The sequence below is a fragment of the bacterium genome (assembly GCA_030019025.1).
Lineage (GTDB): Bacteria > Hydrothermota > Hydrothermia > UBA1063 > UBA1063 > UBA1063.
Map to the genome: position 1 here is coordinate 1 of JASEFR010000023.1, position 26,603 is coordinate 26,603.

The 26,603-nt window shown below is 39.1% G+C and carries 24 protein-coding genes; 7 read left to right on the forward strand and 17 right to left on the reverse strand.

Translation table 11 applies throughout. The features are described from left to right. Together QMD82_06580 and QMD82_06585 are read left to right on the forward strand one after the other, a co-directional pair. A partial coding sequence (locus tag QMD82_06580) for a hypothetical protein (GenBank protein ID MDI6851579.1) occupies positions 1 to 869 on the forward strand: 869 nt, incomplete at its 5' end. Between the two features lies 1 nt (position 870). Continuing rightward, entirely contained in the window at positions 871 to 1,503 is a 633-nt protein-coding gene (locus QMD82_06585) for a hypothetical protein (GenBank protein MDI6851580.1), read from the forward strand. Here QMD82_06585 and QMD82_06590 read toward each other — a convergent pair. Genes QMD82_06590 through QMD82_06610 form a run of 5 tightly spaced genes read right to left on the reverse strand, consistent with a single transcriptional unit; the run spans position 1,500 to position 9,652 of the window. Further along, on the reverse strand, positions 1,500 to 2,390 hold the full coding sequence (locus tag QMD82_06590; protein MDI6851581.1) for a YitT family protein: 891 nt from the start codon (positions 2,388 to 2,390) through the stop codon (positions 1,500 to 1,502). The genes QMD82_06585 and QMD82_06590 overlap by 4 nt on opposite strands. Next, positions 2,365 to 4,443 carry a UvrD-helicase domain-containing protein gene (locus QMD82_06595; GenBank protein ID MDI6851582.1) on the reverse strand — a complete coding sequence of 693 codons (2,079 nt, stop codon included), beginning with the start codon at positions 4,441 to 4,443 and terminating at the stop codon, positions 2,365 to 2,367. The genes QMD82_06590 and QMD82_06595 overlap by 26 nt, the downstream gene beginning before the upstream one ends. A gap of 6 nt (positions 4,444 to 4,449) precedes the next feature. Then, positions 4,450 to 5,367, reverse strand: a complete 918-nt coding sequence (locus QMD82_06600) for a class II fructose-bisphosphate aldolase (protein MDI6851583.1) — start codon at positions 5,365 to 5,367, stop codon at positions 4,450 to 4,452. A gap of 1 nt (position 5,368) precedes the next feature. Further along, a complete protein-coding gene (locus tag QMD82_06605; protein ID MDI6851584.1) occupies positions 5,369 to 6,343 on the reverse strand; it encodes an ATP-dependent 6-phosphofructokinase in 975 nt (324 codons plus the stop codon). Between the two features lie 6 nt (positions 6,344 to 6,349). Then, a complete protein-coding gene (locus tag QMD82_06610; protein MDI6851585.1) occupies positions 6,350 to 9,652 on the reverse strand; it encodes a hypothetical protein in 3,303 nt (1,100 codons plus the stop codon). 97 nt (positions 9,653 to 9,749) lie between these two features. Here QMD82_06610 and uvrB point away from each other — a divergent pair, with 97 nt between their 5' ends. The 3 genes from uvrB to QMD82_06625 are packed head-to-tail and all read left to right on the forward strand — an operon-like array spanning position 9,750 to position 12,922. Then, the gene (gene uvrB / locus QMD82_06615; protein ID MDI6851586.1) at positions 9,750 to 11,792 is read left to right on the forward strand and encodes an excinuclease ABC subunit UvrB; all 2,043 of its coding nucleotides are present in this window, start codon (positions 9,750 to 9,752) and stop codon (positions 11,790 to 11,792) included. Then, positions 11,761 to 12,576 carry a regulatory iron-sulfur-containing complex subunit RicT gene (ricT, locus tag QMD82_06620; protein ID MDI6851587.1) on the forward strand — a complete coding sequence of 272 codons (816 nt, stop codon included), beginning with the start codon at positions 11,761 to 11,763 and terminating at the stop codon, positions 12,574 to 12,576. Before uvrB ends, ricT begins: the two co-directional genes overlap by 32 nt. Continuing rightward, a complete protein-coding gene (locus tag QMD82_06625; GenBank protein ID MDI6851588.1) occupies positions 12,566 to 12,922 on the forward strand; it encodes a PASTA domain-containing protein in 357 nt (118 codons plus the stop codon). Before ricT ends, QMD82_06625 begins: the two co-directional genes overlap by 11 nt. Here the strand turns inward: QMD82_06625 and kdsA are convergent. Genes kdsA through QMD82_06645 form a run of 4 tightly spaced genes read right to left on the reverse strand, consistent with a single transcriptional unit; the run spans position 12,891 to position 16,375 of the window. Continuing rightward, complete coding sequence (kdsA, locus tag QMD82_06630) at positions 12,891 to 13,736, reverse strand: 3-deoxy-8-phosphooctulonate synthase (GenBank protein ID MDI6851589.1); 846 nt, start codon at positions 13,734 to 13,736, stop codon at positions 12,891 to 12,893. The two genes, QMD82_06625 and kdsA, sit on opposite strands and share 32 nt — an antisense overlap. Then, entirely contained in the window at positions 13,733 to 14,428 is a 696-nt protein-coding gene (locus QMD82_06635; protein ID MDI6851590.1) for a metallophosphoesterase family protein, read from the reverse strand. The genes kdsA and QMD82_06635 overlap by 4 nt, the downstream gene beginning before the upstream one ends. A 1-nt stretch (position 14,429) precedes the next feature. After that, complete coding sequence (gene guaA / locus QMD82_06640; protein ID MDI6851591.1) at positions 14,430 to 15,962, reverse strand: glutamine-hydrolyzing GMP synthase; 1,533 nt, start codon at positions 15,960 to 15,962, stop codon at positions 14,430 to 14,432. Then, entirely contained in the window at positions 15,959 to 16,375 is a 417-nt protein-coding gene (locus tag QMD82_06645) for a hypothetical protein (protein MDI6851592.1), read from the reverse strand. The genes guaA and QMD82_06645 overlap by 4 nt, the downstream gene beginning before the upstream one ends. A 112-nt stretch (positions 16,376 to 16,487) precedes the next feature. On the opposite strand from QMD82_06645, the gene QMD82_06650 reads away from it, so the two are divergent. Beyond that, entirely contained in the window at positions 16,488 to 18,293 is a 1,806-nt protein-coding gene (locus tag QMD82_06650) for a long-chain fatty acid--CoA ligase (protein MDI6851593.1), read from the forward strand. An 87-nt stretch (positions 18,294 to 18,380) separates the two neighbouring features. Here QMD82_06650 and QMD82_06655 read toward each other — a convergent pair whose 3' ends face one another. The 7 genes from QMD82_06655 to QMD82_06685 all read right to left on the reverse strand — a co-directional run bounded on the left by QMD82_06655 (position 18,381) and on the right by QMD82_06685 (position 25,113). Next, a complete protein-coding gene (locus tag QMD82_06655) occupies positions 18,381 to 19,046 on the reverse strand; it encodes a bacterio-opsin activator (protein MDI6851594.1) in 666 nt (221 codons plus the stop codon). 3 nt (positions 19,047 to 19,049) lie between these two features. Further along, a complete protein-coding gene (locus QMD82_06660; protein ID MDI6851595.1) occupies positions 19,050 to 19,925 on the reverse strand; it encodes a KaiC domain-containing protein in 876 nt (291 codons plus the stop codon). Positions 19,926 to 20,101: 176 nt separating this feature from the next. Then, positions 20,102 to 20,776, reverse strand: a complete 675-nt coding sequence (locus QMD82_06665; protein ID MDI6851596.1) for an ABC transporter ATP-binding protein — start codon at positions 20,774 to 20,776, stop codon at positions 20,102 to 20,104. Then, complete coding sequence (locus QMD82_06670; GenBank protein MDI6851597.1) at positions 20,776 to 21,942, reverse strand: efflux RND transporter periplasmic adaptor subunit; 1,167 nt, start codon at positions 21,940 to 21,942, stop codon at positions 20,776 to 20,778. The genes QMD82_06665 and QMD82_06670 overlap by 1 nt, the downstream gene beginning before the upstream one ends. Then, complete coding sequence (locus QMD82_06675) at positions 21,939 to 23,195, reverse strand: TolC family protein (protein ID MDI6851598.1); 1,257 nt, start codon at positions 23,193 to 23,195, stop codon at positions 21,939 to 21,941. The genes QMD82_06670 and QMD82_06675 overlap by 4 nt, the downstream gene beginning before the upstream one ends. Then, positions 23,192 to 23,845 (reverse strand): YIP1 family protein, encoded by a 654-nt coding sequence (locus QMD82_06680; GenBank protein ID MDI6851599.1) that lies wholly within the window; start codon positions 23,843 to 23,845, stop codon positions 23,192 to 23,194. The genes QMD82_06675 and QMD82_06680 overlap by 4 nt, the downstream gene beginning before the upstream one ends. Positions 23,846 to 23,856: 11 nt before the next feature. Next, positions 23,857 to 25,113, reverse strand: a complete 1,257-nt coding sequence (locus QMD82_06685; GenBank protein MDI6851600.1) for an ABC transporter permease — start codon at positions 25,111 to 25,113, stop codon at positions 23,857 to 23,859. Positions 25,114 to 25,197: 84 nt separating this feature from the next. Here QMD82_06685 and QMD82_06690 point away from each other — a divergent pair, with 84 nt between their 5' ends. Continuing rightward, complete coding sequence (locus tag QMD82_06690) at positions 25,198 to 26,046, forward strand: MBL fold metallo-hydrolase (protein ID MDI6851601.1); 849 nt, start codon at positions 25,198 to 25,200, stop codon at positions 26,044 to 26,046. Here the strand turns inward: QMD82_06690 and QMD82_06695 are convergent. Beyond that, positions 26,014 to 26,559, reverse strand: a complete 546-nt coding sequence (locus tag QMD82_06695; GenBank protein ID MDI6851602.1) for a CDP-alcohol phosphatidyltransferase family protein — start codon at positions 26,557 to 26,559, stop codon at positions 26,014 to 26,016. The genes QMD82_06690 and QMD82_06695 overlap by 33 nt on opposite strands. Positions 26,560 to 26,603 lie beyond the last annotated feature (44 nt).

A 26,603-nucleotide genomic window follows, 5' to 3' on the forward strand; every position in this document is an offset into this window, starting at 1 on the left:
AGGAGGTTGAGATGTCAGTAAGAGATTTCTTTATTAAACTTAGCAAACTGGAAAGAAAATACATTTACCTTGTGGTTTTAATTGGTTTAATTATTCCACTAATTTTTCCGCCCAATTTCCCGCAAAAAATGTCTCCACAAGTTAGGAGAGTTTTTGAGTACATTGACACCCTTCCTAAGGGTTCTTACGTGATTCTTTCTGCTGATTATGACCCATCCGTTGCACCGGAAGTGCATCCGATGTACAAAGCTGTTGTAAAACACTGTATCTTGAAGGGGATTATACCTATTGGGATGACATTAATTATTCAGGGAGCGGGTTTGGCTGTCGATGCATTCACAGAAGCAGAAGAGATATTAGGTGCCCGTAGAGATACCGATTACGTGTTTCTGGGATACCAGGCAGGTATATCATCAGTAGTTTTAGGATTAGGGGAAGATATAAAAAGTGTGTATAAGACCGACTATTTTGGGACCAAAACAGAGGAAATTTATGCGCTTAAGCCTGTAAAAAACTACAAAGACATTGCTTTAGTCATCAGCTTTAGTGGATCTTCTATTCCCACCACTTGGGCAGTATATGCATATACCAAATATGGTGTCAAAGTAGCAGCAGCAGTCACGGGTGTTAGTGCAGGCGATTTCTACCCATACATACAAGCCGGACAATTTATAGGTATGCTGGCAGGGATGAAGGCTGCAGCTGAATACGAACACGCCGTTAATCAAATTTTGAAGGAAAGGAATGTAGGAAAACCATCTACTGATGCAATTAGAAGGATGGATGCGAACTCTATTGGTCAATTGCTCATTATTTTGTTCATAATAATTGGTAATATTGGGTACTTTTTATCAAGAAGGAGGAAGTAATATGCATATTTCAACAAATATTTGGATTTGGATACAGGCTTTTCTTACTTTAGCCATTTTTACTTTTTTATACAAAGATAACCCGCTCTTCAGAATGGCAGAGCACTTATTCGTAGGGCTTGCTACCGGATACGGGCTTGTTGTGGTTTACAATAATTCCTTTTACCCTAACGTGTGGGTACCCCTGTTTCAGGAGAAGCAGCTTATATTTATAATTCCTTTCGTTCTTGGTCTCATGTACCTGACTTCGGCCTTTCCAAAAATTTCCTTTATGATAAGATGGCCCATGGCTGTACTTTTAGGTATTGGATCGGGTTTGAGTATTCCTTTAATCATCCAGACATACATTATAGAACAAAGCAAGAGCTCAATTTTGAGACCTCCTTACCCTGACCTAATACACTGGATCAATGCCTTGATTCTGTTTGTCGGAGTAATCTCAGTACTTGTGTATTTCTATTTCTCCATTCCCCATGATAGACCGGGCGTTAAGCAAATTTCCAAAGTTGGTTTATTTTTATTGATGCTTGGGTTCGGGGCCTCCTTCGGGTATACTGTAATGGCAAGATTTTCACTGCTTGTCGGAAGGCTCGATTTTCTATTAAACCAGTGGCTTGGAATTAGACCATTTTAGAATGAACTGGAAATTCTTTTAAAGCCTTTCCCGAGGACCTCACGGACATGAGTTATTGTAATAAAGGCCGTGGGGTCCTCTTCTTTTACGATTTCCTTGAGTTTGACTATTTCACGGGGTGATTTCAGAATAACCCACAGTGCAAATCGCTCTTCACCAGTGTAACCACCAATTGCTTTGATGAGAGTTACGCCTCGACCTATTTCCTTAAGTATTCTTTCTTTAATAGTATCATACTTTGCTGTTATTATAAAAGCCTGGAACGAGGTTGTAATTCCTTCAAGGACATAGTCAATTGTATTTGTGTTAATAATCACTGCTAACAATGAATACATTCCTATGATCTTTCCGAAAAAGATCCCAGCAAATAGAGTTATAGTGAAATCTATCACCAGAAGGGCCTTTCCCATGTCAATATTACTATACTTTTTTATGATCATAGCCACAATATCGGTTCCGCCCGTAGAGGCATCCCTTGATACAACAAGAGCGATTCCAAATCCTGTTAATAGATTTCCAAAGATTGTTGCTATCACGAGGTCATTAATGTATAGGGACTTCGGTAATACGTATTCCAGCACATCAATGAATACACTAAGTATTACCGAAGCATAAATACTTTTCAGTCCAAATTCGCTTCCTAAGAGAATAAAAGCAATGATAAAGAGCATAGCATTGATAACAAGCATTGTTAAACCAATTGGAAAGCGGAAAAGATGATAAAAAATAACGCCAACACCAGATACACCACCAGCGGCTATTTTGTTGGGTGCAAGGAAAAGTACAATTCCAATTGCAGTAATTAGAGTCCCCAGGGTAATGACGAGAAAATCTGCCCAGTTTATTTTCAAGAATAATTTTTTATTCCACTCTCTCAAGTTTCGCATATTCAAGCACCAACGTTTTTAAACCCGCTTTAAAGAAGTTAACCTTTATTTTGTCCTCGTAAACTTCGACAACCTTTCCCATACCAAAAATCTGGTGATGGACTAAATCACCAGGCTCAAATTCACCTCTCTTTTTTTCTTTAAAATGGTACTTCTCAATAACAGTTTCTACCTCTGATTTTCCTACAAAATCCACTACATCCTCAGGTAATTCGTATATAAACCGGGAGGGTTCAAGATATCCTCTTCGCAAGTACCTTGACTTGGCATAAGTTATATAGACTTTTTCCTTTGCTCTTGTTAATGCAACGTGAAAAAGCCTTCTCTCTTCTTCAAGTTCAACAGGGTTATCTTTGGATCGGAAGTGGGGAAAGATTGACTCCTCGAGGCCTGTAATTATAACAATGGGAAACTCCAATCCTTTAGCATTATGTACCGTCATCAAAGTAACAAAATCCGGTGACGCGTTGTATTCGTCAATGTCAGAGCGCAGTGAAACCATAAGCACATAATCGGTCAAGGTTCTGGCATTTTCCTCAGAAAATTTTCTTATTTCCCCGATTAACTCCTTGACGTTTTCTATCTTTTCTTGTGCTTTTTCTGGATCATTGGACCTTAATATATAATCATAATAGCGAATCTCGTCTACTAAGAAGGAAACCATTTCATAAGCGCTAAGTTCTGTGACTTTGGACATCAAAGTCTCAATCAAGACGAGAAAATTATCCAGCGCACCGTGGATTCTCGGGTTTAGATCCAGTTCTCTATGAGCCTTTATGACTTCGAAGAGTGGTAAATCCAGTTCCCTCGCCCTTTCTTTTAAAACTCTCAGAGTTTCTTGACCAATTCCGCGGGGTGGTATGTTAATTATCCTTTCTAATGAAACACTATCTTTCGGATTAACAAGAAATTTTAAGTAGCTGAGAATATCTTTTATCTCTTTTCTTTCGTAAAACTTAATCCCGCCCACGATCTTATAAGTGATCCCACTTCTTTGGAGGGCGGATTCCAATGCTCTTGACTGAGCGTTAATCCGGTAAAGAATGAGAAAATCACCAAGGGGGCGTTTCAAAGATTTAATTATCTCTACAACTCTTTCCGCTTCCTCGTCTTCATCCTCAGTTTCCATAACAACAAGATTTTCACCTTCAGGGTTTAGCGTCCAAAGATTTTTTCCAATACGGTATCTGTTGTTCCTTATTACTGAAGATGCAGCATATAAAATTTTTTGAGTGCTTCTGTAGTTTTGCTCCAGTTTAATGACTTTACAATCAGGAAAATCTTTTTCAAAATTGAGAATGTTTTGAATATCTGCTCCTCTGAAAGAGTATATAGACTGATCCTCGTCTCCAACTACAAAGACGTTTCGATGGATGTGAGAGAGGGCCTTTATAAGTAAATATTGCTCGTGGTTTGTATCCTGATATTCGTCTACAAGAATGTGTTTGAATTTAGTAGAGTAGTATTCAAGGACTTCAGGAAATTCATTGAAAATACTTAAAGGCAGAATCAAAAGGTCGTCGAAATCGAGAGCGTTGTATTCCCTTAGCTTTCTGGTATAATGTTTATAAACGGTGAGAAAGAATTGATCTTCTGTTATCAATAGTCCTGTTTTGTAACGTGAAATTTTTTCCACAAGACTTTCGAGTTTTGAACTCTCCTCGCCTATATCCCCTAATATTTCTTTTAAAACTTTCTTTTGGTCATCCCTATCTAAAATTGTGAAATATCGTGTATAAGTTCCAAGTTTTTCTATTTCTTGCCTTAAAATACGAGCACAAAGGGAGTGAAAGGTTCCGATCCAGAGATCTCTGATGTCTGCACCTATTAGGTTTCTGATCCTCTCTTTCATTTCGTCAGCAGCTTTGTTTGTAAAAGTTGCAACAAAGATCCTATGAGGCGGAATTTTTTTAATTCCAATTAAGTAGGCAACTCTGTGTGTTAAAACTCTCGTTTTACCTGAACCGGCACCCGCAATAACAAGAACAGGACCACCTTCAATTGTTACAGCTTCTCTCTGCCTTTCATTTAATCCATTAAGTAGTTGATCCATGGAAGATTAAGCCTTGCCTTGCGAGCCAAATAATCTGATTTTTTCTTTTACCTTTTCTTTAACCCTCAATTTGGCTTCTTTTAAATGTGTCCTTGGATCTATATCGGAAGGATTTTCCCTGACTTTTTTCATAAATCCAATAAGGTAGCTGATTCTTAAATCGGTATCTATGTTTATTTTTCTTATACCTGCTGAAATTGCATTCTTAATTTCTGAATCCGGCACACCTTTCGCTCCCGAAAGCCTAAAACCGAGAGAATTGGCTTCATTAACCATATCCTCTGACACACCCGAAGCACCGTGCAAAACCAGCGGAATACCCACCAGTTCTTTAATTTTTTTGATTCTTTCAATGTCAAGTTTTGGTTCACCCTTAAACTTATAGGCACCATGAGAAGTACCACAGGCGATCGCAAGGGCGTCGCAATTTGTGAGTTCAACAAATTTAAGGGCCTCATTAGGTTCGGTATAGATTGCTGTTAAACTTTCAACCTCTTCTTCTTTACCCATTAATCTTCCCAGTTCTGCTTCGACGGTGATGTTTAATGGTCTTGCTACCCTTATCACCTCCTGAGTTATCCTCACATTTTCTTCAAAGGGCTTATCAGAGACATCAATCATGATGGATGTAAAGCCATGTCTTATAGCAAGCATAATTTTTTGAAAATCCTTGCCATGGTCAAGGTGTAAGGCGAAAGGAATCTTATACTTTTTAACACCTGCACTCACAATGGCTTCAATAAATTCAATTCCTGCATATTTGATCGCACCTTCAGAAACAGCAATAATAACAGGAGAATTTTCTTCTTCGGCAGCTTCCATAATTGCCTGGAAAAATTCCAAGTTGTTGATATTGAAAGCCCCTACAGCATAATTTCCCTTATCTGCTTCTGTAAGGAGATCTTTCATAGGTAAAAGCGGCATTTTAATCCTCCCACTTTATAGTATCCATCATTTTTAAAAGTGATGCCTCAAGGGTCTTTTTATGAGAAACAACTTCCTCGAGCGGGACTTCAGTAATGAGACTCTCTTTTTTCGCAATCATTACCCCAAATTTTTCTTTTTTGATAAGTTCGATAGCATGGCTTGCGAATTCCAGGGCAAGTCTTCTATCGCGAAATGTGGGGGACCCGCCCCTTTGAAGATGCCCCAAAACCGTGACTCTCAATTCATATTTTATGCCTTTTTTCTCGAGTAATTCCTTAACTTTATATCCAGAACTATAGCCTTCAGCAACGATTATAATAGAATTGGATCTTCCCTCTATAAATCTTTGATTCAACCTCTTTACAACTTCGTCGATGTCAGTTTTATACTCGGGTATGAAACAGGCCTCTGCACCGGTAGATACCGAAGCATTGAGGGCTAAATATCCTGATGTATGTCCCATGACTTCTATTATGAAGGCTCTATCAAGAGAAGAGGCTGTGTCCTTTATAATGTCAATGGACTTGACGATAGTATTTAGCGCTGTATCTGCACCGAGAGTTTCATCGGTTCCATAGATATCATTGTCGATAGAAGCAGGAATGCCTAAGACCTTTACACCCATTTGACTAAGGGCATGTGCACCGTGCATGGAACCATCACCACCGATAACGACGATTGCGTCCAATCCCATCTCTTCCAAATTCATCACCGCAATCTTTTGAATTTCTTTTTTCACAAAATCAGGATACCTCGATGTACCAAGAATGGTCCCACCTCTCTGGATTATTCCACCCGCATCCCTCTTGGAAAGCTTTTTATAATTTTTCTCGATTAAACCCTTATAACCTTTGTAAATCCCAAAGACTTCGTAATGCTCGTCAATTAGCCCCTTCATCAAAAATCTGAGACATGCATTCATGCCGGGGGCGTCACCCCCTGCGGTTACTAAACCGACTTTTTTTATAGCCATTTTATTTCACCCCTTTTTGCCTACAATAAATCTTACTCTTTTAACTATAGCCTTACCATCAATTTTAAAAACCGCTTTTAAAGTATAAATATCGGTCCCCAGATCACCCACAAAAATGGGCTTTTCCTCTACCACCCCGCCATTAAAATCGAAACTCGCTTCTCTTATTTTCTTTCCAGAAAAATCGTAGAGGGTAATATTTAGTTTTCCCCCTTTCTGCACCTTAAAGCGGAAGGTTAGGTATGGTGTAAATACAGGATTGGGATAAACATACGCAAGAGAAACAAGTTCCTCCTGTGAAGGAACTGCGTCAGAAATTTTTGATAAGACTTCGAAGGGATTGTGTGCCGAAGAATAGCCGAAGTGTCTCCACGCACTTCGCAAAGTTGGGAGCGGGAAGGCATAAATATAGCCATCTGAGGTAATGTATATGAGTTCCAGTATGTCATCTTTATTAATATCTTCTAAGAATGGATTAGAATTGAGCCCCTTTGAAACGGGATAATAATTCATTGAATCACGTTGCAAATAGCCGTAAACATGTATTCCCCTATCTGTTGGCAGAATAATTTCTTCAAAGCCATCTCCATCCAGATCTGCAAGTAAAGGTTGAAATGTTCTTGTTGTATCAATACTTTTGGGAAATTTACTAATTGGTGCAAGTTCTTTACTCACTGCAACGAGATATCCTTTGCTTACATAAACGATGTCCTCGTTTCCATCCGCATCTAAGTCGCCTATTGCAATTCCATTCAAAGGATATTCGGCAAACCTGCGTTTATTTAAAACTTCGCCCATTTCATTACAAACTTTTAATTCGCCGAGCCCGCTTACTGAGATTATCCTGTAGTCTCCACTTGTGGAATCATAAATAAGTACTGGTGAACATGCTGATGGGATTAAGTTGAAAGAATCAACCTCATAGGTTTCAAACCTGTCTGTCAGGATTAAAAGTCTTCCATCGTAAGATTGATAAAACAGGAGAAAGCCGTTTGTTGCTGGCACATTTAGTGCAGGAGCACCGGTATTTAAGACAAACAGAATATCTCCGCTGGATCTAAGAAGGTAGTATTTGTTGTCCAATAGCCCAACTCCCAAAACCTTTTGGCCGCTGAATTCAAATATGGATGGCACACTCACTATCTCTTCAGGCATGGTCTTGCTAAATACGATGTCAGGCTTACCATCGTCGTTGGAATCTTTTGTTGTATAAAGAATTATTTTCCTATTGTTTAATGCACAGAGAAAGTCCAAATTCCCGTCATCATTAGCATCTTCAATGGCAGGTTCTTTAATGAAACGTTCATCTTTTAAAGTATCGGTCAAGATCACAAAGCCCTGGTAGCTTACAATAGAAACCAATCCAAAAGAATCAATAATAGTTGTATCTAAGGTTGAAAGGTCAACTGATTTTCTGTAAATGTTCTGTAAAGCGACAAGCAAAGTATCCTTTCCTTCCAGAAAGCTTTCGTATGGTTCATCAATAATCATCCGTGATGAATTGGAATCAACGACACTGTATCCTATTCTTATCGGAAAAGGTGAAAGGGTATTTTCAAGTCTCACTTTAAACTTCATCTCGTAGCCTTTTTGAGAAATATCAAAAATTTCAATGTAAGTTTTGTTACCCTGGTTGTCAACGGAGGATGGCAATGTTGTTGAGGATATTGCAGTGTTGTTTCCTTCAAAGTAGAGATCATACGGACTACCAAACCAGCAATAAGAGTATGGTGTGAAATCCCAGTTAAAGCGCTGAAAATCCTGAACATGGTCAGCTTCAAGAATATAGACGCCCATGGGCCTTACAGCATTGACAGTATTGGTTGGGTAGTTCCTCCAAAGGATATCATCATCTGCGTGGAATACCAGTAGCCCATCTCCGGGAAGAAGATAATCATTTTCGCCTCTAAAATCCACAACCACACCATTGCTCCATCGTCCGGAAACTCTTATGGTGTCCCCGCAATTCTCAAAGTCGTTCGACTCAATATTGGTTGCTAAATTTTGCACCAAGAAATACTCTTTTGAATTTATTGGAATTTTTACAATCCTGGGTTTTGAAAAGGGATCTTCCAGAAAATTACCATGAACATAATAAAGACCTGATGAAGTTTTCTCCATTACAAAGGAATCTGCGGGAATCTGAAGAGGGAAAAGGCTTACTTCCTGAAATACCTGCCCAGGTTTTACCGTAATGACAACATTTCCATCAAGGAAACCTTCTCCATAAATGACTCTCAAAATAAAATCCATAAATATTCTTTCCCATGCATTAGGAAAAGGAGGGATAATCCCTGACGGAACGCCTTCGGCTTCGAGATATGGGCCTGTTGTCATTATACCAAACGCACCGATGCCAGCACCCCTTCCGTAGGTATCGTAAAGGTCAGGCAATAAAAACAGATTGTGTCCGCTTTCGTGGAAAAGTGTTCCCTGTAATTTAACTTCGAGCCCATCTTGAGACATGGTTTCCGGCAAAATGCAGGCGTCGTACAAGGTATCTCTTCCGTTATTTAATACGAGATAGCTTCTTCCCAAGTAATATTCAAGTGCTCCCGGTGGTATTGTGACTGCCGCAAGATCGTAAGGGGTATCCCCGATCCAGTCCGTCTGCCATGCAGACCCAGCATGAAAGATTATATATCTCACCCAAATGCCTTCAAGGTAATCTTTAATACCATTTCCATCAAGGTCTTCGAAAGAAATTGTTGGATCCTCGTCCGCTGATCTAAAGGCATCCCTTAAAAATGTTACAAGACCAAGCTCCATTTGGGTTGTATCACCATAATATGCAATGGGATGGGGTACCTTATATGCGGGCAAACCCGAATCAGGTTTTACAATCCACTCAAGCCTCACTTTACCAAAGGTCGCAGCGTAAACATAGGATGCAAGAGCCCTCATCTGATTGTTAAAGTAGGTCCAGTCATGGGGAGGGTCATAGTAAGGATTGTAATATGGCCTACCATTACAATCCAAGCCAATTATAGGATTCTCTTCATTTGGGGTTTCCCGAAAAAGGCCGTTTCCTGTGGTTCTCGGATCATCTGGAATTTCTTCTTCAAACTCAACCCTCAGGGCAAGAACCCTAATTACAATTTGCTGTTTATCTTTGAGATTTTTAGAAAAATTCTTTACTTTTTGGAGCCCAGGATGAAATTCAGGATTTGTCAATCTAAACCTTGAAAAAACACTCTGAACCACCGCCTCTTTTTGATAAAAGTCTCTTAAGAGTCTTTGTTCTCTGTAAGGTTCGTAAATTTTATGCGGCATAAACCAATAGTTCGCTAAAAGAAACAATAACAACATTAACTCCCCCTTTTGCACTTAATTTTAACCCACACTGTCTGTAATTCAAAACTTTAAAACCATTGATTTTTAGCGAAAAAAACCTTAAAATTTTAATATGGCGAAATTTGAACTCGTTACTGACCTCATTCCAAAGGGAGATCAACCTAAAGCAATTAGAGAAATAGTTGAAAATTTTAGGCAGGGTGCAAAATATCAGGTTTTGCTGGGAGTAACAGGGTCAGGCAAGACTTTTACAATGGCTCATGTTATAAAAGAACTTGGATTGCCAACACTTGTTATTTCCCATAACAAGACATTGGCAGCCCAATTGTTTGGAGAGCTCAAGAGTTTATTCCCCCACAATGCTGTTGAGTATTTTATTTCCTACTACGACTACTATCTACCAGAAGCATACGTTCCCGAAACCGATACTTATATTGAAAAAGAAGCGGATATTAATGAAGATATTGAAAGGCTGAGGCTTGGAACTACCTCTTCACTCCTTTCCCGGGATGATGTAATCGTTGTAGCAAGTGTTTCGGCAATTTACGGACTTGGTGATCCAGAGGATGTGCTTGAACTCTATTTAGCCCTTGAAAGGGGCCAGCAAGTTGGCGTAAAAAACCTAATTGAAAGATTGGTAGACCTCCAGTATACACGGAACGATGTTGACCTAAAAAGAGGAAACTTTAGAGTAAGAGGCGGGAGAATAGATGTTGTTCCCGCGTACGAAGATTACATTATAAGAATTGAAGTGCCAGATAAAACTGTCGAGTCTATCAAAATTGTAGATTTATTAACCAACAAGGTTATGGAAGTTAAGGATAAGGTTGTGATTTATCCTGCAGGGCACTGGGTAACAACAAAAAGCAAACTGGAAAGAGCTATAGAATCTATAAAGCAGGAGCTTGAGGAAAGGCTTGAGGAACTCTACAGACAGGGAAAAATTCTGGAAGCGCATCGCCTCGAACGAAGAACAAAATTTGACTTGGAAATGTTAAGAGAAGTAGGGTATTGTCCTGGAATAGAAAACTATTCCAGACACCTATCTGGAGGGAAACCTGGTGAAAGGCCATTTTGCCTCATCGACTACTTCCCGGACGAGTACTTAACAATAATAGATGAATCTCATGTAACAATCCCTCAACTTATGGCGATGTACAACGGTGACAGATCCAGAAAAGAAACCCTTGTAGAGTATGGTTTCCGCTTACCAAGTGCTCTTGATAATAGACCCCTTAAATTTGAGGAGATTGAAGAACTTTGGGATAAGGTGCTTTTTGTCTCCGCAACTCCCGCCGAGTATGAAATAAAGAAATCCAACGGGATAGTAGTAGAACAGATAATAAGACCCACCGGCCTTGTAGACCCCGAGATAATAGTCAAACCATCTTCCAATCAGGTCGAAGATATGATTGAGGAAATAAGAAACGTTGTTGAAAGGGGAGAGAGAGTTCTGATTTCTACAATAACAAAAAGAACTGCAGAGGATCTTGCGGAATACCTAACCACGTTGGGATTCAGGGTGAAATATCTCCATTCGGAAATTGACGCATTGGAGAGGGTAGAAATTATCAGAGGCCTTAGACTGGGAGAGTTTGATGTGCTCGTTGGCGTGAACCTTTTGAGAGAGGGACTTGATCTACCAGAGGTATCTCTCGTTCTTATAACCGATGCAGATAAAACCGGTTTTTTAAGATCAGAAACTGCATTGATCCAGATGGCTGGAAGAGCTGCAAGGAATGCCTGCGGCAGGGTCATTCTTTACGCTGATGTTATTACGGAGGCAATGGAAAGGGCTATAAGAGAGACGAACCGCCGAAGAGAAATTCAAATGGAATATAACCGTGAACACAACATAGTTCCTCAAACCATCAGGAAAACCCCAGAAGAAATTTTAAGAACAACGATCGTTGCGGATGAAAGGATAATAAAGAAAAGTGATGAGGTTGACATTGAGAAAGAGGTAGCCGAATTAAAATCTATGTTTACTATATACGAGGTCATAGAAGAACTGGAAAGACGTATGTTCAAGGCTGCCAGTTTGTTGGACTTTGAAAAGGCTGCAAAATATAGAGATACAATAAAAAAGATAAAAAGTGAGTTAGAGAAAAAGGAGAAGAAAATTGCAAAAGTATCGAAAAAGAGAATTAAATAGTTCAATAGAAATTTCAATAGTTGGAGGCGGGTTTGACGTGGTGGGTTTGCCGTACCATGTTGACTTCTCCCCCGGAAGTTACATCTTTTTGAAGTACCCAGAAATAGAGGAAGAACTCCTCGTTAAAGTAAGAGGATTTTCAAAAAAAGTTGCAGGAAAAATTCTCGATCGATTCAGAATCGCCGGAAATGATGAGGTCATTGCAACGATGAAAAAAATAACAAAGGGATTCCTTTTTGAAAACAACCTTCGAGACGTCAAAATCGTTAAAGAGGATTTCGACATAGGAAAGGGGATTATTAGTTTTAAGTTTACTGCTGAGAGAAAGCTCAAACTTGACAAGATAGCAGCGGCACTATCGAAAATTTTACATGTTCGTGTTGAGTTTCAGCAAATTGGTGCCCGTGATTTGGCTAGAATTAAAGGCGGTGTAGGTATTTGTGGGTTCGAAATATGTTGTAGAAGATTTCTTAATATGCTCCCTTCCGTGACTCTTGAAACTGCCAAGGAACAATTTATTTTTGCCTCTCCCGATAGAATTTCTGGTATATGCGGAAGGTTGAGATGTTGTTTGAGGTATGAACTCGAATACTATAGAGATCTCAAATCCCAGTTTCCTGAAATTGGAAGTGTCATTGAAACCGATAAAGGCCCTGGTAGAGTTACGGAAATTAACTATTTGACAAAAAGAATAAAACTTCAATTTGGTGACGGGACAGAGGAGGAGATGGATTGGAACCCAGTGGGAGTTGAAACCGTTGAGGGGGAAGAAGATGAAGTTTAGAGAAACGTTTAAGAAATTCTTCAAAAGTAAAGTGGGGAAAGCTCTCCTTACCATTATTTTGACGGGAATATTCCTTCTTGTTTATTCGATTGTTGCAATCGTGTTTGCCGATCGTATAATTCTTGAGAAATATGTAGGCTCCAGGAAAACTACTGAAGTACCTTATTTGTCGGGCCTTAAGGTTGAAGAATGTGCAATGATACTAAATGAAAAAAAGCTCAAATGGAATGTAGTAGGCTCAGGAAAATATGTATGGAAAACTGAACCCCCGGCTGGAATGCTTGTTAAAGAGGGAAGAATAATTCACTTATATCTCAGCGATAACCCTCGCGGAGTAACTCCTTAATTATTTCATCTATACGCTTAACTTGTACGAGAAGGGGCTCGAGCTCGTCAAGGGGAAGCATACTGGAAGCATCGGAGAGAGCATTCTTTGGCTCTGGATGAGTTTCTACAAATAGACCGTCTATACCTACAGAAACTCCTGCTCGTGCGAGGGGGAAAATAAATTCGGGATTACCACCTCGAGGATCCTTTGACGGTATACCATAAACCCTCACAGTGTGGGTTACGTCAAAGATAACAGGGTAACCCGTATCCCTCATGATCTTTAGTGAACGCATATCTACAATGAGATTATGGTAACCAAAGAAGGTTCCTCTTTCCGTCAGTAGAATTTTTGTGTTGCCTGTACTTTCAATCTTTTTTACGACATTTTTTATATCCTGTGGCGCAAGAAATTGCCCTTTCTTGACATTGATCACCTTTCCAGTCCTTGCTATCTCTAAGGTCAACCGGGTCTGCATGCATAAAAAGGCAGGTATTTGAATAACATCAAGCACCTGAGCTGCGATTGGAACTTCATCGGGATAATGAACATCGGAAAGTATGGGGACGTTGAACTCTCTTTTCACCTTTTCAAGGATTTTTACCCCCTTTTCCACACCAGGACCATAATAGTATTCAACCGACGATCTATTATCCTTAGCGTAAGAAGATTTGAAAATAAAGGGAATCTCTAATTTTTCCGTGATCTTCTTGATTTTCTCGGCAGTCCTAAGAGTTATGTCCTCACTTTCTATAACACAGGGCCCTGCAATCAAAACAATCGGATTGTTTCCACCAATTTTAATGTTACCAACTTCTATCACCTTTGTCATTTTGTGACTCCCATTAGTTTGTGAATTATTTCTTCTGGCACCGAATGTCTCTTGTATTCCTTGATAATTTTTGAAACATCGTATTCAACACGCTTGATTTCAAAATACCCATTTTCTAAAATCCCATAGGTGGGATACCTATCTTTCCCCCGTGGGAAGCCGAGACTACCGGGATTAAAAATGGTAATATTGCCTATTTGCAACTTCCCACTCTGGTGAGTATGTCCGTAAAGTACAATATCTACTAACTTATTGGGCAACATTTTCTCTTTAATAGTCTCTTGATCTTGGCTAAAAGTAACATAATCTCCAAGTGGATCCTTAGCTGAAGAGTGATAAAGGAGTAGTGATTGCTTGTCAATTACTACTTCCTGTGTAAGTGGAAGAGCTTTAAGAAATTCAGCGTTTTCACTTGAAAGATTATACTTGAAATAGTCTCTCACTTTATAGGTAATTTTTTTAAACTCTTCAGTTGTTCCGGGGCAGTCCACATCAAAGGCATAACTGTAATCGTGGTTTCCCATAACACAATAATTTGCCTTTTCCCTTACTATGGAAATAACTTCATCGGGGAAAGGTCCATAATCAACGAGATCCCCGAGGCAAATCATAAGATCATAACTTTCTGACTTTAGAACTTTTTCGAGGGGGAAAATATTCCCGTGAATATCTGATAGTATCAGTATCCTCATTTTACTCCCACTCTATTGTTGCTGGGGGTTTAGTAGAAATGTCATATACAACCCTGTTTAGTCCATCTACATTGTTCAATATGCTCGTAGATATCTCTGCAAGAACCTCGTAAGGCATCCTATACCAGTCCGCTGTCATTCCGTCCACACTAGCAACTGCCCTTATAGCTATTACATTCTCATAACTTCTCTTATCGCCCTTAACACCAACAGTTTTAACGGGAAGGAGTACAGGAAATACTTGCCATATTTCATCGTAGAGGCCGTGCTTTTTTATAATAGATTCCACAATATAATCAGCATCTTGAATTATTTTCACCTTTTCCGGAGAGACCTCACCGATGATCCTGACTGCCATACCCGGGCCTGGAAAAGGGTGCCTCTTGAGAACCTCATCAGGAACATTTAGAAGCTTCCCAAGTTTTCTCACTTCATCCTTAAAAAGTTCCCTCAGAGGTTCTATCAATTTCAAATGTAGCCTTTCAGGTAAGCCCCCTACATTGTGATGGGACTTAATTACCTCAGAAGGCCCAACAACTGAGGTAGACTCAATAACGTCAGGATAAAGAGTCCCTTGGGCGAGGAACTCAAACTTTATACCAATATTCCTTGCTTCAGACTCAAATACATCGATGAACTTTCTGCCTATTGTTTTTCTCTTTTTCTCAGGATCTTCGATGCCTTTAAGGGCATCAAAAAATTGAGAAGAAGCGTCCACGATTCTCAGGTTGGGATTATGTCCAAAATATTTTAAAATTCGTTCCTTTTCACCTTTTTTAAGCAAGCCCGTATCAACAAAAATGGGGTAGTAATTATTCCCAATAGCTCTGTCAAGAAGGTAGGCAACAACCGATGAATCAACTCCGCCGGACAAAGCTAAAAGTACTTTCGAAGAGCCAACCTCTTCACGAATTTCATTTACTTTCTGACTTAAGAAGTCTTCGAGATTCCAGCTACCAGATGTACCGCAAATCTTTCTTACGAAATTCCCGAGCAAAGAAAGACCATCCTCAGTATGGGCAACCTCTGGGTGAAATTGAACTCCAAAGATCCGCTTTTCAGGATTTTCAATGACAGCAAAAGGTGAGTTATCTGTTGCTCCGCTTACAACAAAACCTTCGGGTAGTTCTCTTACCACGTCCCCGTGGGACATCCATACAGTGCTACCGTCTCTAACTCCTTTCAGCAAAGCTGAATCTTTTTTCAAAATTTTCAATCTCTGAAACCCATATTCCCTGCTTTCGGCAGGTTCAACTTTACCTCCAAAGAGATAAGCAATTACCTGAAGGCCATAGCAAACTCCCAAAACTGGGAGTCCCATATCGAATATTTCTCGAGAGGGTAAGGGGGCATTTCCATCGTATACACTGGAAGGACCGCCAGAGAGTATGATACCTTTTACATTCTCCCCCAAATCTTCTGGTTTTGTCCAATAGGGTAAAATTTCCGAATATGTCCCAATTTCTCTAACTCTTCTTGCAATTAACTGAGTATACTGGGAACCAAAGTCAAGAATTACTATCTTTTCTTTCAATACCACCTTCTCCCTTTTGGCAACTGGTTTTTAATCTTCCCGTTTATATAGAGCCCACTACCGAGGTAATCATCACCACACTTAACTATCACTTGCCCGTTTTCTACATTATTGGAATCCAAAAAGAGATCTTTCCCTTCAAGATAATCCTTAACTTGTTCAGCACTTATTTCCAACACATTTTTGGTCGCATACTTTCCAAAAATTTGAATTCCTGCAGTGGTCAATTTATATCCATCACGGTAAATTCTTACGAGTCTGATGCCTCTCCTCGAAAATTTTTTTACACGAAAGGCATAAGCTTCATTGGACATAATCCACAAATCCTTAGCTTTCACGAGTTTCCAATTATCGAAAACCTTTTCTGGAATCCCAAACCTATTTTCTATCTCTTTAAGAATTTTTTCAACCATCTTGGGTAATACTAATTTTAAGGCAGTCCACAAGTTTATTCTAATTTCTAAGCTAAAGTTTGACAATCTCAGAGTATCCGTTTAAAATTCAAGTTTGATAGAGGAGGTGAGTATGGCTTTTCCAACGTACATTTCGCTCTGGAAATCGAGTAGAGAGTTCCGCAGGGAGGAGGTGAGTATGGTTTTTCCAACAGTTAGGTCAGGTATTGGATGGTTCACAATTCCTGAAATGTTTGAAAGGTCACATAGATTGTACAAAGACAAGATGGCCCTCATGATGAGGGAGGGCGAGGAGTGGATTACTTTTACTTATGATGATATGTATGACCATGTTACCCGTCTTGCTAAATATCTGAAAGAAGAACTTGGTCTTAAGAAAGGTGATAAAGCTGCAATTATTGGCGACAATTCGCCCTATTGGGCTATAACCTATTTTGCTTACCACTGGCTGGGCTTGACTGTTATTCCCGTTGATGCCAGACTTAAACCCCAGGAGATTAAATTTATACTGAAAGATTCAGAGGCAGTCCTAATAACAGCTCAAGAAAGATTTCTCGAAGACATATTAGAAATTCAGAAAGAAATTCCTACTCTGAAACATATAATTTCTATGCAGCCTAACAAGTTTAATATTACTTCCCTTAAAGATATTTTCCAGAAAGTGAAGACAGGAACACCGAGAGAAAATGTTGCCTTTGAAGACCTTGCAATAATTCTTTACACATCGGGAACCACTGGGATTTCCAAGGGGGTAATGCTTTTACATAAAAATATAATGTCCGACGTTGATTCGCTTTACCAGTGTCTCGAATACGGGCCTGGAGACACATTTTTCTCAGTTTTGCCCATCCATCATGTCTATGAACAGACTTGTGGGCTTGTAGTTCCAATAGCAGGTGGTGCTACTATTGCATACGCAAGCTCACTCAAATCCAAAGTAATGATAGAAGAGATGCAATACGTTAAACCCACTGCAATGCTTGTTGTACCATTGTTGCTCGAAAAGATCGTGGAGGGAATTTTTAAGAATGTTGAAAAATCGGGGGTCTTAACGAAAGCGATTTTCAACGGTTTAAGGGGAACCTCAAAAGCCTTTGACACACTTTTGAAAGGGAAAGCCTCAAAAACGTTATTCAAGAGCATTAGAGCGAAACTTGGAATGGATAACCTTAGATATCTAATATCTGGTGGAGCCGCTCTTCCCAGATGGGTATCAAAAGCGCTTGAAGAAATGGGCTTTCCTATCCTTCAGGGTTATGGACTCTCAGAAACCTCTCCTGTTATTACGTTGAATCCCATCTGTTGCCCCAAAAATGAAAGTGTTGGATTACCCGTCCCGTATGCTGAGATCAAAATTCACGAGCCCAATGAAGAAGGTATCGGCGAAATAGCAGTAAAGGGACCGATGGTTATGGCTGGTTATTACAAAAACGAAGAAGCCACAAGAGAGGTCTTCACTGAAGATGGATGGTTTCTCACAGGCGACGTGGGTTATATAGATAAAGATGGTTATGTCTATATAACTGGAAGGAAGAAAAATGTTATTGTAACAGCGGGTGGAAAGAATGTTTTTCCAGAAGAAATAGAAACCGCGCTGTTAAGATCACCATATATTGCAGAAGTTTTAGTAATTGGAGCCTTCGACCCTGAAACGAAGAAAGAGGAAGTCCATGCCATAGTGTATCCTAATTTCGAGGCAGTTCAGCAATACTTCGAAGAGCAAGGGATTAAAAATCCAACAGTTGACGACATATACAAACTCATTGATAGAGAAATCGACACCTATTGTAATGACCTTGCAGAATATAAGAGGGTGAAGAAATTTACCATCCGAGAAGAAGAATTTCCAAAAACCACTTCGATGAAGATAAAACGTTATCTGTTTCAGCAACAATACAGGGAGACAAAGAAAAAATAGGATTAGACATCCACAACTGTAGGGCTTACCAATTAGAGGATTAGCTAATATTTAACGTATATAAACAGGTTTTAGGTTGTTCTAAATTTAGTTACCTTCGATACTACTAATTACGAGTTTTATGTCGTGCAATAGGTGGGCAGGATTTTTGATTGGGAAATGCAATTTCTCTATGATATCTTCAGAAGGCAGATTTTTAATTTTTAAACCTGCAAGTCTTTCTCTAAGAAGAGAACTGTCTTCGATCGGATATTTTATACCCTTCGTGCATTTTAGAACCGCATATGCCCATGGTATATCAAGGGCTTTAGTAATATCCTCAGCGGCCATGCCGTAATAAAGAACTAAAGTCTCAGCATCATTACCATCTTTAACCATTTTGTAAGCGAGCTTTGCGATCCCTCCAGCAGTGTGGACCTTCATTTCTCTAACTTCTTCCTTCGCAAGATCTTCAAGTTTTTTAATCTTTTCCATAGCAAGGGTAGGATCAGCTCTTAAGATATTCCTTACCGTGTTCCTCGTAAGTCCAACTCGTCTGGCTATTTCATCTTCTGTTTTTAGATATTCATCTCTCAGGACCACAACGTAAGCAGCTCTTGCCAGACTTGGAAGCCATGTGAGGGTCCTATACTCTGCCAGTTTGTTTAGCCCTCCAAGGAGGTCTATAGCCTTGAAAAAGACCCGGCTTACCAAATATTCAAGGTCTTTTTCATTCATTTCTGTTTGTGGTAACCCTGTAATTTCTATAACCATGATCTAACCTCCTATTGGCTCACCAATTTTTACAAGACCTGTATCGGTGATTTCAAGGAAATGAGTTTTTGTATCATGACCAGACATTCTACATCCATCTATTCTGAACAATCTTACAATTTCACCCAATTCTTTTTTATATAATCTCGCCTTATAAATCGAATCAATCAATTCTTTAGCCAGAACCATGGTTCCATCTACTATGTGCCCTACCGCATATCCGCCAGCCGCTTCAGCAGTCAATTCTTCATGTCCGCTTCTTTTTTGGGATACAAATAGAGCAGTCTGATACCACTTTTTCATATAATTATACATCCTCCTGACCACTGCCCGTGCCATCATTTCCTTATTTTCAAAGAGTCCAGTTATTGAGTCAACTATCGTAAATTTAACTTTATAGGTTTTGATTACATAACTTAGAGTTGCAAGCAACTCAGGTATATTTTCCCTAATCCGGGTGGAAGAAGCTGCGTCTATCAGAATTATATTATCCTGAAACTCATCAAAATTTAAACCCATTGCTATTGCCCTTAACCTTAGCGAAGCGACCACAAAATTTGCAGGCGATTCTACAGTAATAAAAGCCACTTTATCGCCTTTACTTGCCCTATACACGGTAAATTGTTCTACCATCAGAGATTTTCCCGTATCCGAAACCCCCGTAATATTCATCACAGAGTAAGAAGGAATCCCTTCTAAAGATTTCTTCTCGAGGCGATTCTTTACAGATTCCACTATGTAAAATAGGTCATCGAGCCCTTCAATTCCAGTAGCAACTCCATAGATTTCGGGTGCTTTTTCAAGTGCCTGAGAACCTGTATAAACAGCGGTTAGATCAGGCTCTATTTTTTGCTGTTCTTCTCTATATTCTTCAGGCATAACTCACTCCTTTATTAAATATTAATCTAGAGTCATCGTAAAATCAAAGGCTTTATTAATCGCACTTTACAAAGTTGACTTCAAACAGCCTTTAATGTAATTTGGTAAATTCTTAAAATAATACTAAAGCCTATTGCTACCCTGAGTGCTTTTTAAGCATTAAATCATATTTAGATTCAATCCTTTACAATTAATCCGTCTCGAATTCTTATGATTTTTTGAGCCCTTTTGGCTACCTCATAGTCATGGGTTACGACAACAATCGTCCTCCCATCTTTATGAAGCTCATCAAAGATATTCAGAATCTCCGCAGCAGAGACTGAATCCAAGTTTCCTGTTGGTTCATCGGCAAGGATTATTTTGGGGTCATTGGCCAAGGCCCTCGCAATAGCTACCCTTTGTCTTTCGCCACCTGAAAGCTCTGTGGGTTTGTGATTAATTCTGTGCCCAATTCCCAACCTCTCCAACAATTTTATTGCTTTATCCCTTCTCTCCTTAGGTGATATTTTCGCATAAATCATGGGAAGTTCAACATTTTCAACAGCAGTGAATTTGGGAAGAAGATTGAAATTTTGAAAAACGAATCCGACCTTTTTTCTCCTTATCTCTGCAAGTTTGTCTTCGTCAAGACTCTGAACCGGAATACCTTCAAAATTATAGATACCAGAGGTTGGAGTATCAAGACACCCTACGATGTGCATTAAAGTGGACTTACCAGAGCCAGATGGACCCATAATAGAGATGTATTCACCTTCATGGATCTCTAAAGAGATTCCCCTTAGAACTTCTACTGGGACCTCATCTAAAAAATAGGTTTTTTTGATGTCAATAAGCTCTATTAAAGGTTTCATTATCGGTTCTCAAATCTTTTTGCAAGTCTTTTACCTTCAAGGGTTTTTCTTTTGAATTCAAATTTCACTTTTTGACCGTCTTTCAAGGTCCTTAAAAGTGTATATGGACCAACTGCAATAGTGTCACCTTCGGAGATCCCTTCCAAAATTTCTGCTTCATTAAAGGCAATAATTCCAACCTTTACAAAAGTCTTATGAGCTTTTCCATCTTTAATCAAGAAAAGATAATCTTCACCTGACTTTTCTTTTCCAAGAGCCTGAACAGGTACCTTTAGAACTGAATCTTTTCTATTTACAATTATCTCGCAAGTAGCGGTCATTCCTGGATACAAAATACCGCTATCCACAATTGCCACTTCAACAGAATACTGTACTCCACTTTGAGCTGTTGTAGAGGTTCCCTGATAAGGGGCGGCAGATATAGCCCTCACGATTCCTTTAAAGTTTTTATCAGGATAGGCAGTAACGTAAATATTAGCTGGTTGCCCTTCTCTTACCTTCACAATCTCTGATTCATCCACGTAAGCGTTAACTTTCATTTTTGAAAGCTCAGCAATTGTCATTATCACAGTAGCAGGATTGTTAACCGTTCCCATTACAACGATTTCACCCGCTTCTTTATTTAAACTGACTACCTTACCCGTTATTGGAGATGTAATTACAGTCTTACTGAGTTGATACTCAGCATCCTTTAAGGAGTAATAAGTTGATTGATACTGGGCCTTTAAACTCTCAAGTTGTAACCTGGAATTTTCATAATCTGTCTCAGCAACAAGACCTTTTTCGTAGAGATTCTTAGTTCTTTCAAAATCCTTTTGCGCTTTGTCAAGCTTATTTTTAAGATCATTTAAGGTCATTTTCAGGCTGTTTACTTTTGCCTCGTAAGATTGCCTGTCTATAAGGCAAAGAGTATCACCTTTTTTTACATAATCCCCCAATTTAACGTAAATCTTCTCAATTCTCCCCATTATATCAGATCCGATATCGACCTGTTTCTCAGCTTTGATTTCGCCATCAGCACGAACCACTTCCTGAATACGCCCTCGTGTAACAATTTGTGCCTCAAGTAAGGGAACATTTTTGCCAGATTTTGCAACATTCGCACCAACTATGATAGCAAGGACTACCGCTATCGCAGTTATGATAGCTATTCTCTTTACCTTCATCTCAAAACCTCCATTCCTGTAAGGTATGACAAATTTTCAATGGTTATTAAGTAATTATATTTTGCCTCTATCAAACCCACTTCGCTCTGTAGATAACTGGCTTCAGCATCCATCAACTGTAAAAGGGAGATTATACCTTCTTTATACTGCTGCCTTGCAAGGGAATAGGCTGCTTCTGCCTGTTCAAGCCTTAACTTTGCCAACTCAAAAGTCTTTACATTGAAAAGAAGATCTTCATAAGCACTTTTGACTTTTGTTGAGACTTCAAGGATTGTTTTTTTGTATTTGTAAGTATAGGCCCTTTCAAGCTGTGATCTTTGTGCAAGAGCAAAGGGGTAGTTGACTAAGTTTATATAAGCCTGAATCGTCCATTGTTCTTTCTCACCGTAATCCTGAAGATTTTGGGGTAAATCGTTACCAGAGTAATACCATGTTTTCCCAAAGGAAATCTGTGGAACGAAAGAAAGGGAAGTGTATAACAAATTGACTCTACTGGAATGCATGAGAGCAGAATAACTTTTAACTGAGAAGTTGTTCCTTAGAGCATTTTCAAGGTAAAACTCTTTTTCTCTTATCTGAAATCTTTCCAGCTGTGGTTCATAGTCCTCCAGGATAACGAAAACATTTCCACTAAGTCCGAGCAGAGATTTTAATTGTTCGAGGCTTTTAAAGTAGGCGTTTTGAGCGCTCAGAAGATTTATCTCAGCATTTTTAATCTCTATTTCACCTTTGAGGGAATCGGTCTTCGATACCATACCCAGTTTATACCGTTCTACAATGAGTTCATAATAGAGCCTGCTCCGCTCCAAAGCCTTAGTATATGCTTCTACAGTCTTTTTCAATTTTAATGTATTCAAGTAAACTGTTTTCAAATTTAGCAACAGCTGACGCCTTGCGTCTTCTTGGTTCAGAAAGGTATTTCTGAAATCAAAGTATGACCCGACTGCCTTGAAAAGATTGTTGGTAGAAAGCAGAGTAGTACTTAAGGTAAGATTAGAATTATACGGAGGAGATGAAAAGGAAGTAGGTGGATTCTGGTATGTTATTTCATTTTTAGTTATCAAAAAATCAACACTCCCAATGGCACTTGCGATGTTTCCTACGAAGCCGTAAGCAGACGCGTTTTTGTTAAATTTTATCTCTTTATATGCGGGTGAAAACTTTTCAGCAATCTGTATGAGGTTTTCATATCTAACAATAACCGTATCTGACTCACTTAGCGAAATTATTAGCGAAATCAAGAAAAGCTTCATCTTATCCTCCTTACCATTAGTAACGGGTATACAATAAAAATATAGGAAAGCCATAGAATACCAACAATTGTGAAAGCTTGTTCTCTTTTCATTTTGGCGTACTTCTCAAGACCCAATGCTGCGACTGTCAGGGACCAAAGTGTAAAAAGGTCGATCTGACTGGCAACAGTGGCTAAATAACTGGTCTTGCCGGTGATCAATACACCTAAGTCAGTTCTAACCAGAGGATTTCTAATGATTATTGCAACGGGCAATTTAACTAAAGAAGAGAGGGACGATATATAACTGGAGAAAGAGAAAATAGTAAAGGAATTTGGATATGACAATTCTCCACCAAAAATCGGAACGGCAACGTCATATATTAGTGCAAGTAAGGCAACTTTTAGTGGATACAAAATAAGAATTGTTACCAGACCGAAGATAATTCGTCTTGGAGAATTTAATATCTTCAACGCATTTAATTTCTGCTCTTCAGGGAGCTCAGAAATACGTTCCATCGCGCTCGAAAGAATTTCCTGTCTCAAAAGGAGCTGAATTCCAACAAAGAAAAGAAGACTTAACAGGAGCCCCGCAAAAAGGGGAGCCCAGGGCTTTTGCTCCTCTTCAAAAACTTTATCAGGTTCGTAAATTATCCTTACCAAATTCTTCATAATTTATCCCCTTATTCGTATCTTAACGCTTCTACAGGGTTAAGCCTTGCTGCCTTCCTTGCAGGGTAGATACCAAAAAATAATCCCACCGCTGACGAAAAGCCTAACCCCACTATTACACTCCACAAAGGAATGGAAGCTGGAAGTGGAGTGAGGAAGGAAACTACTTTACCGAAAATGAGACCGAACGCAACTCCAATAAGGCCTCCGATAGTTGTCAGCAAAATGGCTTCTATCAGGAATAGAAGCAGAATATCCTTTGGTGTGGCTCCAACTGCCTTTCTCACACCAATTTCTCTCGTTCTTTCAGTCACAGATACAAGCATGATATTCATAATTCCGATACCGCCTACAATAAGAGCCATAGAGGCTATTGCGATCATAGCAATAAAAATACCACCCGTTATTTGCTTGTAAGCCGAAATCAATACCTCCGATGTGTTCAGGAAAAAGTTATTATCTTCCGTAAACCTTATACCCCTTCTGGCCCTCATAAGGCTTTCAATAGCCTCCATACCTTTTTCAAAAGGAACGTCATCCCTTATTTTGGCAACAATTTGAAGACTTCTGAATATTCGGTAAGGTCCGAACCTTCCTCGCACAGGAAAATATTTTAAAACCGTCGTGATTGGGATCAACATAACATCATCCATATTTTGCCCAAGGAGTTGTCCTTTTGGCTTCAAGACACCAATTATGGTGAATTTATACCTGTCAATCCAAATTTCCTTACCAATAGGGTCTTCGTCAGGGAAAAGTCTCTGCTTGATGAAATCACCAATAATCACCGTATTTGTCTTATACAGAATGTCATTCTCAATAAAAGGCCTTCCGGAAGCTAATTCATACCCAGATATTGCTATGTAGTCTGGTTCCACTCCTGAAGGGCTTGCATCAACAGTCTTCTCTTTGTACCTCACCGTAATTGTTCTAACAGGCTGAATCGCTGAAACAAGCTCAACTTCATCTAAATTCTTGATTGCTTTTGCATCTTCTATGGTTAAATCGGGGGTTTTCATAAGCTTTCGAATTTCCTCCTGGGTTAATCTGCCAGTGAGAACCCACTTGTACTTTTGAACATATACCGTAGAGGTCCCAAGCCCACCAAGTACCTTGTATACGTATTTATTAATACCGTCAATAACTGAAACCATTGCGATGACCGTAGAGACTCCCACAATTATTCCGAGAGTTGTGAGTAAAGAACGAAGCTTGTTGCTATTAAAAGTCAACCACGCCGATTTCAATAATTCGATAAACCCATTCATTTCACCTCCGAATATATTGACGTAATTATAAGCCAATTTGTTCGCATTAAAAACAATTTTAGGATTTTGGTTTAAAATTTTTCCATGGACATCAAAATATTAGCGAGTGAAAGCCTTGGAGTTAGATCGTACTGTACTTATGTTAAGACAGAATCTATAAAGGTTATCATAGACCCTGGGTGTGCACTTGGCCCTGATAGATTCAACCTTCCTCCACATAAGCAAGAGGTTGAATCCTTGTGGGAATGCTGGGAAAGAATAAATAAACATTTGAAAGAATGCGATGTTGCGATTATAACCCACTACCATTACGATCACCACCACTACAGGAATGCAAATCTTTACGAAGGAAAAACTCTTTTATTTAAAGACTTTTCAACTATAAATCCAAGACAGAAAAGAAGAGCCGAAAAGTTTTTTGAGGAATTGAAATCCCCAAGGGCAGTGATTGCCGCAGACGGAAGGAGCTTTCGTTTCGGAAAGACGGAAGTTGAGTTTACCAAGGCACTGCCTCATGGATATGGAAGAGAAGATATCAAGGTAATCGGAGTTTATATCAAAGAAAATGAGGAAAGCATTTTTTACACGTCTGACATTTCTGGAGTCTTTGTGGATTCTCTCGTCGATTTTTTAAAAAACAAACAAATTACCACGCTTATTTTTGATGGCTTCCCGCTGTACATAAAAGGGTCTGTCTTAAAGAACAAATGGTTCTTGGATTCCCTCAAAAAGCTTGATTTCTTAATACGCAAGTGTAATATAAAAAATCTGATTATTGACCATCATTCGGCCAGAATTCAGGATTGGAAAAAATATTACGAAGAGATTTTAAGTAACAAAAACCTCAGTTTTGTAGGAACAGCCGCTGAATTCCTTAAAATGCAACCCAAATACTTGGAATCAATGAGAAGAACCCTTTTTACCAAAAAGTAGATTCTTCCAGCTATTTATAAAATTCTTTATCTGAAATTTAAGGCGTGACCATTTTAAAATGATAACGAGTATTGTCCATGCCAATACCCGAATAAACCAGCCCTTATCCAGCAGGTAGATGGTCCTAAAACCTAAAAGAATATAAAGAAAGTGAAATGCCTGGTTAACTTCGAGATTTCTTGATATAAAGACCGCTAAAAAGTTAAATATAAGGACCAATACGAAAAACTTGAATGAGTAAAACCCAAGAGCGTAACAGTAGAGAAAAATGGTTACATAAAAAGCTGTATCCACCCATCCATCCCATTTCCCCAAATACCCCATTCTTTTGCTTTTGCGGGCAAAAAATCCATCGAATACATCGGTAAACCAGGCAACGAAAACCATTATCATGAATGTATCAAGAGATGCCTGTTCATTCGGAATAAGGGACAACATAAAGAGTACAACGATACCCCTTAAAAGAGTTAAAAAATCTGCAATTTTATAACCAAACTCGTAGAGAAACCTCATCAGAAAGATTTTAAAACTCATGAGCAGAACTATCAAACGTTTTA

Coding starts and splice junctions, on each gene's coding strand:
- kdsA (MDI6851589.1), bottom strand. CDS start 13,736: ATGACAAAGGTGATAGAAGTTGGTAACATTAAAATTGGTGGAAACAAT.
- QMD82_06595 (MDI6851582.1), bottom strand. CDS start 4,443: ATGGATCAACTACTTAATGGATTAAATGAAAGGCAGAGAGAAGCTGTA.
- QMD82_06650 (MDI6851593.1), top strand. CDS start 16,488: ATGGCTTTTCCAACGTACATTTCGCTCTGGAAATCGAGTAGAGAGTTC.
- QMD82_06695 (MDI6851602.1), bottom strand. CDS start 26,559: ATGAGGTTTCTCTACGAGTTTGGTTATAAAATTGCAGATTTTTTAACT.
- QMD82_06655 (MDI6851594.1), bottom strand. CDS start 19,046: ATGGTTATAGAAATTACAGGGTTACCACAAACAGAAATGAATGAAAAA.
- QMD82_06665 (MDI6851596.1), bottom strand. CDS start 20,776: ATGAAACCTTTAATAGAGCTTATTGACATCAAAAAAACCTATTTTTTA.
- QMD82_06645 (MDI6851592.1), bottom strand. CDS start 16,375: ATGGTTGAAAAAATTCTTAAAGAGATAGAAAATAGGTTTGGGATTCCA.
- QMD82_06590 (MDI6851581.1), bottom strand. CDS start 2,390: ATGCGAAACTTGAGAGAGTGGAATAAAAAATTATTCTTGAAAATAAAC.
- QMD82_06585 (MDI6851580.1), top strand. CDS start 871: ATGCATATTTCAACAAATATTTGGATTTGGATACAGGCTTTTCTTACT.
- QMD82_06690 (MDI6851601.1), top strand. CDS start 25,198: ATGGACATCAAAATATTAGCGAGTGAAAGCCTTGGAGTTAGATCGTAC.
- QMD82_06600 (MDI6851583.1), bottom strand. CDS start 5,367: ATGCCGCTTTTACCTATGAAAGATCTCCTTACAGAAGCAGATAAGGGA.
- QMD82_06605 (MDI6851584.1), bottom strand. CDS start 6,343: ATGGCTATAAAAAAAGTCGGTTTAGTAACCGCAGGGGGTGACGCCCCC.
- QMD82_06635 (MDI6851590.1), bottom strand. CDS start 14,428: ATGAGGATACTGATACTATCAGATATTCACGGGAATATTTTCCCCCTC.
- QMD82_06625 (MDI6851588.1), top strand. CDS start 12,566: ATGAAGTTTAGAGAAACGTTTAAGAAATTCTTCAAAAGTAAAGTGGGG.
- QMD82_06610 (MDI6851585.1), bottom strand. CDS start 9,652: ATGTTGTTATTGTTTCTTTTAGCGAACTATTGGTTTATGCCGCATAAA.
- QMD82_06680 (MDI6851599.1), bottom strand. CDS start 23,845: ATGAAGAATTTGGTAAGGATAATTTACGAACCTGATAAAGTTTTTGAA.
- uvrB (MDI6851586.1), top strand. CDS start 9,750: ATGGCGAAATTTGAACTCGTTACTGACCTCATTCCAAAGGGAGATCAA.
- QMD82_06675 (MDI6851598.1), bottom strand. CDS start 23,195: ATGAAGCTTTTCTTGATTTCGCTAATAATTTCGCTAAGTGAGTCAGAT.
- QMD82_06670 (MDI6851597.1), bottom strand. CDS start 21,942: ATGAAGGTAAAGAGAATAGCTATCATAACTGCGATAGCGGTAGTCCTT.
- QMD82_06660 (MDI6851595.1), bottom strand. CDS start 19,925: ATGCCTGAAGAATATAGAGAAGAACAGCAAAAAATAGAGCCTGATCTA.
- QMD82_06685 (MDI6851600.1), bottom strand. CDS start 25,113: ATGAATGGGTTTATCGAATTATTGAAATCGGCGTGGTTGACTTTTAAT.